This is a genomic window from Pedobacter superstes (assembly GCF_037622515.1).
GTDB lineage: Bacteria > Bacteroidota > Bacteroidia > Sphingobacteriales > Sphingobacteriaceae > Paradesertivirga > Paradesertivirga superstes.
The window spans coordinates 750,747-762,742 of record NZ_JBBJCN010000002.1 but is presented as its reverse complement, the minus strand read 5'-3'; the positions used below and the strand labels follow the sequence as shown (position 1 = coordinate 762,742).

General features: G+C 36.1%; 17 protein-coding genes. 14 read left to right on the top strand and 3 right to left on the bottom strand.

What is annotated here, in order from left to right:
- Positions 1-59 precede the first annotated feature (59 nt).
- Entirely contained in the window at positions 60-530 is a 471-nt protein-coding gene (locus WG906_RS08830) for a thermonuclease family protein (RefSeq protein WP_339992210.1), read from the bottom strand.
- A 22-nt stretch (positions 531-552) separates the two neighbouring features.
- Complete coding sequence (locus tag WG906_RS08825; protein ID WP_339992209.1) at positions 553-1,233, bottom strand: SOS response-associated peptidase; 681 nt, start codon at positions 1,231-1,233, stop codon at positions 553-555.
- 82 nt (positions 1,234-1,315) lie between these two features.
- Here WG906_RS08825 and WG906_RS08820 point away from each other — a divergent pair, with 82 nt between their 5' ends.
- The 6 genes from WG906_RS08820 to WG906_RS08795 all read left to right on the top strand — a co-directional run bounded on the left by WG906_RS08820 (position 1,316) and on the right by WG906_RS08795 (position 5,713).
- Positions 1,316-1,546 carry a hypothetical protein gene (locus tag WG906_RS08820; RefSeq protein ID WP_339992208.1) on the top strand — a complete coding sequence of 77 codons (231 nt, stop codon included), beginning with the start codon at positions 1,316-1,318 and terminating at the stop codon, positions 1,544-1,546.
- A gap of 184 nt (positions 1,547-1,730) precedes the next feature.
- Positions 1,731-2,417 carry an FRG domain-containing protein gene (locus WG906_RS08815; protein WP_339992207.1) on the top strand — a complete coding sequence of 229 codons (687 nt, stop codon included), beginning with the start codon at positions 1,731-1,733 and terminating at the stop codon, positions 2,415-2,417.
- Positions 2,418-2,859: 442 nt separating this feature from the next.
- Positions 2,860-3,852, top strand: coding sequence for a DUF2806 domain-containing protein (locus tag WG906_RS08810; protein ID WP_339992206.1), 993 nt, complete (start codon positions 2,860-2,862; stop codon positions 3,850-3,852).
- A 142-nt stretch (positions 3,853-3,994) separates the two neighbouring features.
- Positions 3,995-4,330 (top strand): hypothetical protein, encoded by a 336-nt coding sequence (locus WG906_RS08805; protein ID WP_339992205.1) that lies wholly within the window; start codon positions 3,995-3,997, stop codon positions 4,328-4,330.
- A gap of 424 nt (positions 4,331-4,754) precedes the next feature.
- Positions 4,755-5,177, top strand: a complete 423-nt coding sequence (locus tag WG906_RS08800) for a hypothetical protein (RefSeq protein WP_339992204.1) — start codon at positions 4,755-4,757, stop codon at positions 5,175-5,177.
- A gap of 35 nt (positions 5,178-5,212) precedes the next feature.
- Positions 5,213-5,713: a hypothetical protein gene (locus WG906_RS08795; RefSeq protein ID WP_339992203.1), complete on the top strand. Its 501-nt coding sequence runs from the start codon at positions 5,213-5,215 to the stop codon at positions 5,711-5,713.
- Here WG906_RS08795 and WG906_RS08790 read toward each other — a convergent pair.
- Entirely contained in the window at positions 5,691-5,948 is a 258-nt protein-coding gene (locus WG906_RS08790) for a helix-turn-helix domain-containing protein (protein ID WP_339992202.1), read from the bottom strand. The two genes, WG906_RS08795 and WG906_RS08790, sit on opposite strands and share 23 nt — an antisense overlap.
- A gap of 111 nt (positions 5,949-6,059) precedes the next feature.
- Between WG906_RS08790 and WG906_RS08785 the strand changes: the two genes are divergently transcribed.
- From WG906_RS08785 to WG906_RS08750, 8 genes are all read left to right on the top strand, one after another.
- Positions 6,060-7,142, top strand: coding sequence for an NHL repeat-containing protein (locus WG906_RS08785; RefSeq protein ID WP_339992201.1), 1,083 nt, complete (start codon positions 6,060-6,062; stop codon positions 7,140-7,142).
- A 111-nt stretch (positions 7,143-7,253) separates the two neighbouring features.
- Positions 7,254-7,814, top strand: a complete 561-nt coding sequence (locus WG906_RS08780) for a hypothetical protein (RefSeq protein ID WP_339992200.1) — start codon at positions 7,254-7,256, stop codon at positions 7,812-7,814.
- Positions 7,815-7,857: 43 nt separating this feature from the next.
- A complete protein-coding gene (locus WG906_RS08775; RefSeq protein ID WP_339992199.1) occupies positions 7,858-8,262 on the top strand; it encodes a hypothetical protein in 405 nt (134 codons plus the stop codon).
- 64 nt (positions 8,263-8,326) lie between these two features.
- Positions 8,327-8,500 (top strand): hypothetical protein, encoded by a 174-nt coding sequence (locus tag WG906_RS08770; protein WP_339992198.1) that lies wholly within the window; start codon positions 8,327-8,329, stop codon positions 8,498-8,500.
- A 140-nt stretch (positions 8,501-8,640) separates the two neighbouring features.
- The gene (locus tag WG906_RS08765; RefSeq protein WP_339992197.1) at positions 8,641-9,177 is read left to right on the top strand and encodes a hypothetical protein; all 537 of its coding nucleotides are present in this window, start codon (positions 8,641-8,643) and stop codon (positions 9,175-9,177) included.
- A gap of 754 nt (positions 9,178-9,931) precedes the next feature.
- Positions 9,932-10,510, top strand: a complete 579-nt coding sequence (locus WG906_RS08760; protein WP_339992196.1) for a hypothetical protein — start codon at positions 9,932-9,934, stop codon at positions 10,508-10,510.
- A gap of 1 nt (position 10,511) precedes the next feature.
- On the top strand, positions 10,512-10,847 hold the full coding sequence (locus WG906_RS08755) for a hypothetical protein (RefSeq protein WP_339992195.1): 336 nt from the start codon (positions 10,512-10,514) through the stop codon (positions 10,845-10,847).
- Between the two features lie 231 nt (positions 10,848-11,078).
- Positions 11,079-11,933 (top strand): hypothetical protein, encoded by an 855-nt coding sequence (locus tag WG906_RS08750; protein WP_339992194.1) that lies wholly within the window; start codon positions 11,079-11,081, stop codon positions 11,931-11,933.
- Positions 11,934-11,996 lie beyond the last annotated feature (63 nt).

The following is an 11,996-nucleotide window of genomic DNA, read 5'->3' as shown; positions in this document are numbered from 1 at the left end:
ACCAGGATATCTAAAGATGGCTAAGATTATAAACTCTGCGATAATTTCTAATAACCACATTATTTGCTTCTTCTAAACTCCCAAGGCGCTATTTGATCCTTCATACTCCACACACCTAAATGATTTGACTTTGCATAATCTTCAAGAGCCGCATACTTCTCCGATTTATCATAATGTTTATAATGCCATGCTAGTCCACCTCTAAGCAGTTCTTCATTAAGAATTTTACCATCAGGAAGTATCACAATACCAATCGTTCTACCATATCTGTCAATATCCTTTACTTGAACACTAACAGTTTTTGAAAATGCTAATTCGGATGTAAACTGCTTTGCCCGAGTACCAAAGTCTTGTTTACTCTCAGGACAATCAATGCCATGAAACCGGATTTTAACTTGCTTATTACCTTCTACAAGGATCGTAAAAGTGTCACCATCAGCGATTCTAACGACCTTTCCAGTTATTGTCTCTTGAGAAATAGCTAGGCTGGTAATGAATAGAAAAAGAAGGTTGAAAATGAGGTTTTTCACACGCTAAATATAGAAATTGAATTCAGCAAATCTCTATCAACTTCTTATACTCGTCTTCATCACCTACTTTTAACATAGGATAAGCATCTAGAAATTCATTAGGAACAGGCTCTAATGCTTGTTTTCTCTCATGATAAGATAATTCTTGGTCCAACCATATCTTAGAAGTTTCATCAGTTAAAAAAGCTGGCATCCTTCCTTTAGTGTTATGGATTTTAGCCATCATGCTATTAGCAGGAAGTGTAATAACCGTACAGCTGGGGATTAACTCCCCAGTTTCTTTGTTAGCCCAGGCAGTCCACAATCCAGCCATATAGGTGAACCTGCTATTCTTTGCTTTTATAAGGTGAGGTTTGCTATTCTTCTTTTTGATTGGATCTTCATACTGCCACTCATAAAATCCGCATGTAATCACGACACAGTGCTTTTTACCTATCAAGGGTTTCCATAGAGGTGATTCCTCCAATTTCTCTATCGTTGCATTGAAGGTGCTATACTTGAAGTCAGGTTTACCATCTTTGGAATAAGAAGGGATCACACTCCAGGTGAAATACTGTAGATGATCCGGTTTCGTATTCGTGATTAACGGAACTTTTAGAGTAGGTGGAACATTAATAAGAGCGGGCATTTCGTCCGCTTCATATTTTAAATTCAGTTCTGATGCAATCTCTTTACTTGGTGGTATGGTAACTCTTCCGCACATATAGTGAAAATTGGTATTCCTAAGTTACAAACAATCTATCAAATTTAATTGCTAATATAATTAGCAATTAATAGCTTTGAGCATGCCAATTGTTAGGATACGATTTAAGGGTAAAATCTACACAAGAACCGTAATTAGGAATTTCCGGGGATGGTACATAATGCCGTCGAAAGGCATAGACTACACGTTTGTAAAGGATGAATTTATTGAAGATAATTACGGTTGGCATATCTATGGGGATAATAGTCTTGACGAAACGTTCCTTGAACAAATCGCTCCGCAGCTAGAGGAATTATCAAAGCTTGCTAAATAACATCATTTTGCCCATTAAGAATTCTGATTTTCTGGGGGACGTAAACCAGGCCATCATTGCAAAGATCAACGTACATTTACCAATGGAATTTACTTGATCAAAACTATAATAATACCTTTTCATTTGATAATAGAGGTAAAGTTTGATCACTAAACAAATTGAGAATTTAAAATCTGCAGCAATAATGAAGGACGTAACCATTAACTCTTTTGGACACTATACAAATGAAATTACCGGATTCTCTGATGTGTTTTTTTATCGTGGGGTACAGGACCTTAAATACGACTTGATACCTTCTGCGGGTCGGTTTGAAATTAAGGATGAAAAGACCCAGATCGATTTTGAACGAAGTTTGCTGGCTGAATTCATTAGAAAGGCTCCGATTTATATACAGAATTCTCCTACAAACGATCTTGATTGGATGATTTTGGCGCAGCACCATGGAATTCCAACGAGATTACTGGATTGGACATTTAATCCTTTAGTAGCACTGTTTTTTGCGGTAGAGAATGATAACGACACTGATTGTGCCGTCTATATGTCTAACTTGCATTCTGGGCGTGTTAATCCGAAGACTTTTGATTTAATATTTAGCAAAGCTGATTTTTCCCCTATAATCCCGAACTTTACTCACCAGCGATATACTAATCAGGAGAGCCTCTTTACCCTTCATGCTGAGCCTACGAAAGTCGACACGTCTAAAATCTCAACACGATATATAATAAGAAAAGAAGTTAAAAAGGAGCTTAGATGGAAACTGAGACGAATAGGAATTTCAAAATCATTCATATACCCCAGTTTGGACAGCTTATCTCATGACATTCTAGAAGTACATAAATTGAGTTATGGAAGCTACTTCATTCAACGGTGATGGATGTCAAACGCTGGACGATGGAACTGTGGGTTTTATACCCTATTCTTTTACTGTCCCATTCAATGCCTGCTTATTAGCCAGTTCATCGTATGAATTTCTACCTCTAGCAAGTTAATAAGTACCATATGCCAAAACCATTTGCAACTACTTGACGCTTATGATAAGGCTTTTACCCAATTTTCTGGTTAATCAGCCTGAAATCTTAATTGCAGACAAAACAAGAGCACAAAAGCTATGGATTTACGATCCAACCAAAAGCATTGGCATAATCCTGAAGAGTTCCAAACAAAGTTCGAGTGTATATTGATAGACAATGAAAGTTTGCCTCTAAAGATACCAAATCACAGATTTTTAATTAATTTTAGAACACATAAGTTAAATATCTACGCTATAACAACATATATTCGCTAGTTAGCACAATTAAATTAACCACATCGCTATGACTGAAAATTCAGCATTAAATACTGTAACGGATGCCGTGACAACGCTTGTCGATGGCGTACCTGCACCAATTAAAAGAAATTTCCTAAAAGCGCTCGGCCAGCTTAGCACTGCGGCACTAGAGATTCCAATTGCTTGGTTGGAAGGAAGGTCCGGGGAAATTCGAGCGACATCACAAGCTAGAATTCAAATCATTAAATCTGAAGGTGATAAGTTTGCCAACCAAATAGACATTCCTCAAGAATATATTAATAAAGCTTCTGAAAAGTATGCGTCAAAAATCATTAGGGAACAAATCAATCTAGATGATATTTCTCAAAAGGCAGCTAAGGAATTGGCAGGTGAAGATTTCACAAATCAAGAAAATACAGATAAAGAAATAAGCGAGGATTGGTTGAATGAATTTGAAAATAACGCAAGACAAATGTCTTCGGAAGAAATGCGATTCATCTTTTCGAAAATTCTTGCCAACGAAGCTAAAAATCCCGGTAATTTCTCAATAAGGACAATCAGACTAATTTCACAGCTTGACAACACGGCGGCTAAGCTTTTTCAAAAATTATGCTCGTGTGCTATTTCAATGCAAGTTAAAAATGATATTCTTGACGCAAGAGTAGTATCACTAGAAGGAAATGCAGCATCTAATTCCTTGTCGAAATATGGATTTTCATTTGGCAACTTAAATATCTTACAAGAATATGGGCTGATAATTTCAGACTATAACTCTAACATGAATTATTTACCTTGTGTTGTTAATGAGCAAAATTCTGTTGCCTTACCATTTAAACTTTCAGATGAACTCTTTGCTTTTTTACCTACAGACAGAAGCAAGTATGACAAAAATGTGAAGTTAAGTGGAGTTGCCCTTTCCAAGTCAGGAAGAGAATTGTATAATATTATTCCGAAAGAACCAAATGCAGTATATAAATCTGACTTTGAAGCTTATTTAGAAAAACATCATCTTAAATTGGTGCCAGTCAATTCAAATTAACTTTTTTTTCATAACGATAAACTTAATGTAGTTCTGCTACTTATAGGCTAGGCATCCAAAATCTTGGTAGTGCTTCACCCAAGAAAGAAGCAAGTTGCGGAGAGATAAGTACAATAGAAATTCGAAAAATTAATAACTAAGTATGGCGTCAAAATCATCTAGGAATTCTAAAGAATCGAAAGAAGTTAAGGCAATGAAGGAAGCTAAGTTCACTAGAACTTCAAAATTTATTGCTGGCGGATTACTTATTGTTCTCTTTGTCTGGACCTATTTAAACGATAATCCAAAGAAAGATGCTGAAGAAGTTTGCGATTGTCTGAAAAGGGGAGAAAGGGGCTGTACTGATATACTTAATAAATACCATGATAAGTACATTGAGGACAAAAAGCAGTTTTTTATCTTTCAAAAGAAGCTAGATGACTGTTTTGAAGAGGAAGGAGATACTCCAGTCGAACTAGTTGAACCTCAACAACGTTAACTCATTAGTCGGAGTAAGTTCTTTGGAGTTTGCTCGTCGTAAACAAATTGTTTGGTAATATCAGTCAACATATATTTAATTATAAAGTTGGTAAAGATTACCAAGAGTCTTGCACTGAAACTGGAGAGGCATTGTATTAATTTTACAATTGGGCTAATCAAAAAATTATTTTTTTTATATAAACTGCGTCTATATAAAAGATACCCCCCACCAAACATATATAGTCTCCGGATAGACCTTCTATCATATCAGACCCTCCTGCCTCGGATTGGAAAAAGTGAAAACCAATCCTACCTCTCTAATACATAGTGTCTCAGCCTATAAAAAGAATTTCTTTATAATCATCTACCCATAGGTGCCTTCACTTTCCAATTCAATACCAAAAAGTAAAACCATTCAATAACCCTTTAACCCATCTGTAATTATGAATGAAATCGAAAGCAGTTTCGAACTTAATGGGTATGCTATGCCTAACCCATTGGTGGAACAAGCCTATTACCAGATCATCCGAAAAGTAAGCGATATAATCAGCCAGGTTCCCTCGGAAGATATGCGGAAACACCTAATATTCGGGGAGTCAAACCTCTACTCTCATCGACTCCTATCGCCTCTCATCATGCTGCGGCTATCAAAGGATAAGGAGGTAATATCCTTCGCCATTGACCTGGAACTAAAGTCTTATTTAGGTAGGCAGCAATACCATTCACTCTTTAGGATTATCTACGAATGCACCCAAGAGTTTCCGGATTCTCTGGATCAATTCGAGTATTGGTATAATGACTATGAAGAGGCTTTAAACAATCCTTATGCTATTAAATCACTAATTGAAATTAACGAAGGGCGCTAAGCCCTTTTTCTTTTTAACCCTTAAATAAATTAATCATGACTGTAAAAACTCAAGACCCGCAATTAAAACTGCAACAAAATCTAGATGCACGCAACAAGGAAGTTGAGAAGTGCTTCTTGAGGATCATCAAAGAGACCACTCCTTTATTAGGTGTCTTTGAAAGTAAGAAGTACCGAACTTGCATCCAGATAGCACATTCTAAAAGTAATAAAGAAACCAAATTGATAAGTGAGTTTATCTGCTTCTTCTGGAACCTCACTCTAACTCTGAACGTGGCTGGATATAAAATGATCTATTTCTGCTATGATGAAGAGGCCTTAACTCGCTTCGGTGCTAGAACTTATAACAGAGTGCTAAGACAAGTATTCAAACAGACGATGTTCGAGAACTCGAAAATTAACATTGAAGACTCGGTAAGAATCAACAATCCTTCTAACGTGCAATCCTTCTTTTATAACAGACTTGCCAATGGAGAGAACGACTTTGTTTCTATTACTTTAGAAGAACAAGTCATTAGTCAGGCTGCTTCCTATTAACTGGTTTCTCCGGTAGAAAGTCCTTAGGTGAACATTCGAAAATGTCTGCTAGCTTATCTAGATGGTTGAGATTATATTTTGATGGGTGCTTGGGACTTTCTACTTGCCCTATAAAACCATTAGAGACGTCCAGCTTAACTGCCAATTCAGATTGAGAGAGCTTTAACTGCTCTCTTTTCTCTCTCACTTTATTAATTACAAAGAATTCTATATCTGATTTAAGAGGTTCACTCATCAGATACGAAAGAGTAAAAAGAAACTTGATACCTTGCTTAGTTATTACTAAGTGTTTTTATTATTTTGCGCTCACTCAATTCATTTATCAATTCACAATTAAAACAACTATATGAAACACGTTTTATTATTAATCCTATCCGTGGGTATATTGATGGGTTCATGTTCAAAATCTGGTGATGATCCCGAACCAGAGCTACCCACCCCTATTCCTGAAGAAACCTTACAGAGTTTAACTCCCACTATCATAGCTGGCGGTCAAGAATCATCTATAGATGGAACTGGAACTAATGCTTCATTTTATTTAATAATGGATATATGTGTGGATAAAAATGAAAATACCTATGTCTTGGAATATGCTAGTAATGTTTCCAACCATTTTAAAATTAGGAAGGTTGCTATTGACAAAAAAGTAACAACCCTCTTCAATGGCGGAGTTGTCGAGTTTGATATAGATGGTCAAAATGCAATCAGTACAAATAAAACATCTTGGCATCTGAATAATTTAGCAATTGACGCAGGTGGAAATATTTATGTTTTGGGATCAACTTTTGATTATACAACTCGTGTTTCTGGAAGTTATGTTCAGGAAAGAGGGATTTTCAAATTAAACCAATCGACCTCCAAACTCGAATCTTATATAACTGCTAAGAGTACCTCTCCAAATGTTTTTGCTACCTATGCCTTCGACCATTTTTCCACCGATGGAAATGGAAATTTCTATTGTATACTAAACCAAGGAGGTCTTGGGAAAGGTGAGATTTATAAACTAACTCAAAGTGGAAAGGACCTTATTGCTACAATTGATAATATGTTTGATAATGTAATATTTTCAGATAATAGTGGAAATATCTATCTAAATGTTCAAGAAGGAATTACCAAGGTTAACCCACAAAAGCAAATAAGCTCATACTACAAATTCGAAACCGCAACTACTGTAAGTTTAAATGGCAAGTTAACAGGAGATAACTCAGGTAACTTAATAATTTATGGTCAAATGTTTAAGTCCACAGGTGAGGTTCTGGAGAGAGGATTTTACAAGGTAACCAAAGAAGGAAAAAAAGTTCATATTGGTAAAACTCAACATTCTTTATTACAGGGTAAAATGGTTTTAAGTAACTCTAACCAATTAATCTTCGCCCCAAATCGAGTTATTAACGGAGGATCAGTGCTTATGAAGCTAAACCTAAATTAGATCTTATCTATAGAACAGTACACCAATAATTTACAGATTTCATATAAGTGTCAATAACTAAAAATTAAAGGGCAGGCCATGTCTGCCCATTATTCTAAACCTCACCATATTATGATTAGAGCATTAATATTATTTATTCTATTCCCTTTATGCGTTTCATCACAGGATCTTACAAAGCTAGATGAGCGAAATGGGTTCAACAAGTTCCAGCTTGGATCAAGTGTTAAAGACAACAAAACCATTACCAAACTGAAACACGTATCAAGTTCAAATAAAACAAATGAAGAAATTTACGAAGTAAAGAATTTGCAAGACTTCAAACTCTTTGGCTATCTCGTTGATCATATTCGACTTCATTTTTATAAAGATCAATTATGGCAAATCGATGTAAAGTTACCAGATGCAGTTGCGTTCTCACAACAATTCATAATTGCCATGCATATTAATGATGGGATCCTTAAAGAATATGGACTATATAGCAGGCGTAGCAACTCACTTCAATCAAAACATATAAATAAGAGACAAGAGTTTTATTGGGAGGGAGCATCTGTCACCCTGACTAGATTTAGTAGTCTTCACCCAAACATTGATGGAGATAGATGGATATTTCTAAGCAATAGTATTGGGAATGAAAGAGCTGCGGAATTAGGACTTTATAATACAGGTCTATAATAAATACAAACAGTTATCATTACCTTACGTAACACCTTATCACATGAACAGACTACTTTTAATTATCGCATTATGTTGTGCTTCCATTGGCTTAAGCTTTGAATCCGCCAATGCTCAATATCTCCAATACGAACCAATAGGTCCTGTATTAAACAAAAAATTATCAGATGGCTGGTACAAAGCATCAGTTATATATTATAATCCAAAAACCTACTATAAGACTAAATATACTTTAAAAGTAAAAGTGTCTTTTAATCGAGTTATTGAAATCAGCTTCGGAAATGATGGTTCTGTACATGCAGGATATAATAATTCTGGATATAATTATATTGGTGGGGATTTGAAGTATACACATGACTCCGATGGTGATATCGAATCTGCAACTACTCAAGTGAATATTGTTGAAAGGGATGTCAGCACAAAGACTTTTTATATCAGTCTAGAATGATAAAGTCTACTTATTTTGAATAAAAGCCGTTTCTTAATTCATTAATTAACTTAATAAATCTTATATGTTCGCCTGGGTAATAATCATTATCGTTGTAGGAGCCGTAATTGGCTTTATGATTAAAGGAAAAGAAGGTGCTGCTGTTGGAGCCGTCGGAGGATTTGCTATCATATTTGAAATCGCAATGGTGGTGCTTCCTATAATTTTACTAATCGCTATGATAAGATCTTGTAGTTGAAAAAGATAATCGTCAGCTCCACTTAATTTCAACTCAACATTTTAACTTGAACTAAAGGCAGCGAACAACTGCCTTTTTTAGTTTAGAAATACAACTTGCATTTCCGATTTTTTGTATTAATTTTCAAAATATTTAATGCAATGCCGCACCAAGAATACATTTCTAAAACAGAGATTTACGTTATCAGCGATGATTTACAATTTAGAGAAATTGGCCACCTTCAATTTACAAACAATAATGATACTTTCATCGTAGTTGAGATTGCTAGCGGAGGATGGACTAACGGAGTCCATAATAATCGATATGATACTTTCAAAATATACTCTCCTAGTGGAGAGGTATTAGATTTTGTAGAAGCTAATGGATGGAAATTACATTTTGCTGGACCGCACCAGAGCCCCTATTATGATTACGTTATCATGAGATATTCATTTACGGATCTAATACGTACTGAGCTCGTTCAAACTGATCCTAATGTATGCATTGTAAGAATTGAAACGTTCATAGAGGCTCTACAAAAGCTTCTATTTTATAAAGATTTTAGAGGCCTCGAAATCGCGAAAATATCGTGGGAGAACAAAAGATTAACAGAGAAAAATAAGGTACTCCAAAATAGGATTCATAACTTGGAAACACAATTAACAAGTTGCCAAAATGATCTTGCCTCACTCGGTTAGATGATCTGTTGATCATTGTTAGGCCACTTAAAACTATTAAGTTTGAGCCATTAATGCTCACACATTACACTGCTAAACAAAATGCAATTTATACTCCCAGCCCTTACCTTTCCTCGAGAGTGGCTTAAGCGGGGAAAGGTAAGTTCTGGTCTTAATCTTATCCTAGCTTGTTCTGCAGGTGCTTTCTACTCCCGGTACGTCGTTTTGCCCTACCCACAAACCCAAAAGCAGATAGTGTGGCATTGCAGCTCCCTTGGTTTACAGAAAGTACGCCAGATATCGTTTCGTTAATAAGTTCTGCGAACACATTAACTACACTTGCTCTAACGCTCTCAGCTTGGACTATTTTCTTTCCCTACACTTAGTCCAGGGCACACAAAATGTCCAGGCTTAACCCACTACAAGCAATCTGTCATACGTTTCAGTAGCAACCATCGGGAGCTTCCATAAAAGCTCTTTTAGTTATTATGAAGTTTACGCTTTGCTCCAACCCTATAATACCTAACCGCTTTTCGTTTTTATGTGCTCGCCTGCGATCGCAAAACACTTCGCAATCGTTACGGCTTTTGAGAGGCCTCTCAATTCCCTGCTGTCAAAAGCAGTTCCAATTGCTAGTGTAAACATACCTCGGATCGCACTAGCGTGCTTTCCTCCTAGGATGTTTTGCTCAACTCGCAGGACGGCTCGCTAATCATGGTACTCTTACTTGTCAATTTCTTCGAAATAGCTATATTTAGGAACCTAATTTAATCACATGGAACCATTCGCTTCATCGAATCCGGAGGATCAATTTGAGTCAGTTTACACGTCTTACTACATGTTAAGAACTCTTAGGTCACACAATATAAGTAGTAAAAGGGTAAGTAGGCCAGACGAGTATACATATGAATATACTGTATACAATTATAATGATGAGGCACTATATACTTTTTATGATAATTTCCCAAGCACATGGATACCTCGCAAAAACTCTGCTGATGGTGAATGGATTATAGCAAAGCAGGAAAGAATTATTTCTATAATGGCTCAATTAACCTGCATTTTTGATGAAGTGTCATATTTCCAAAAGCCGCCTTTGGAGTTTGTAATGTATAAAAAAAGGTTTATACCTAAATGGGATACCCGTATTCTGGATTCTTATAACAGTCTTCAGTATCGATACACAAAAGGGAAAGCTATGGCTTTTGCGTATCTAGCCGAGTCCATCGAGGAATACCATCGAAATAAACATTATGAAATTGAACATGAGGTAAGATATGGTGAAGCATTAGCACCTGAACTTCACACTAAGATTAAAATTCCTGATGGCTTGTGTTTAACTTTTAAAAATTAAAATGATCAATCTTATAGGAACCTTTTTTAGTGAAGCAAAAAAGGTCTCGATTACCTTTAAAGCTGATAATTCTTTCACTCTAGTTGGAATAAAAGGCTTTGAAACTGAGTTCGGAAGATATCAAATTGGTTCTTCTCTCCAAATTCCGGGCTTTCCCGAAACAATAATCATGAAGGAAAGTACAAGACCGGTCGACCTCTTGCGTTCCCAAACGTATTATATGGCAGTTAATTGTATTGATGAAGATACTTTCGCAACGATCTCTACAATCTTCTGCTCATGGATTGAAGATGAACCTCAGCCTACGATTTATAAAAGAACTGATTTTTCGAAATAGCTGAGAGCTGATCACTCGTTCGGATGATAGATGGGGAGATTTTCTGCTTTCCTATATAAAAGAGATAACTCCAGAAAAATCTCCCTCAACCCAACGGCTACTAGTGAGAAGAGTTTTCGGATTTCCAAGCTCTTTTTTCCTTAGACCTTGATCTCCACTTGCGGCGAAGGAGTGGTAGTGTCAGTTGATAATTTGAAAGAAGTGATTATATTAGCTTCTTAACATTTATTTATGAAGGAAGCTTGGATAGCAGTTTTCCGGGACGATTTAACCTCCAAAGTGTTTTCAGTACCATCCGATTCCGATGATGTTCTCTTTTGGATAAAGCGCTTTGAGAATGGTCAGATGAGTGGTGTTACACATCAAGGTAATACGAAGCCGCTGAGATCATTTGAATTTTACAATTCAAAATTATTGCCTGCCGTTTTATCTGCGGATATTCTTGAATATAAATGGACTTGCACTGGTGTTGAGGAGATTAAACATGACAATCAGGGTAGTTCCTGCAATTGTACAATTACGGACCCAAATAATGTCTCTGTTAAAATAAACCTGAGTGGATATTTTGTAAGAGATGGTGGAAACTTCGGCTGGACTCCTTTCCTCGACGAAAACTTATATTTCAGCGCTGTAATATTGCTCTTAAGAATGCTTGCTCACTTTTCAAATTGGAAAGAGTTAGCGTTGAAGAAACCCACTATTTTTGAAGATATAACCCAGGTTAATGGTGTTCCCCAGAGCATATACAATTACTTACATAAACGCAAAGAAGTTCTTTCCGAGGTGCATAATCAGACTTTTGATAAAATAGCGCATTTGAAAATCCCCGTTGATGTCACTGATATAATTCAAGCAATCAAGTCTAAAGCGAATAAATTACATCCTTCAGATACAATGAAACTTGGTCCTTTGGAGGATTGGATTGTAAAAGAATCTTTAGGAAATCAGTATACGTTTACCTCTTTGATCAATTTTCGAGAAGTAAACCAACAATCAAAATCGTTTAGGCTAGATGCAGATGTCTCTATTAGGCTGATTGGAGATTTAGAACATGACTTTGATGTTCTGGAGGTAAGGCTTTTTTAACCTAAGAGCGAAGAAAAATTAATGAGTGCGAACATTAAGAAACTTAAATTTTAATCCACAGCA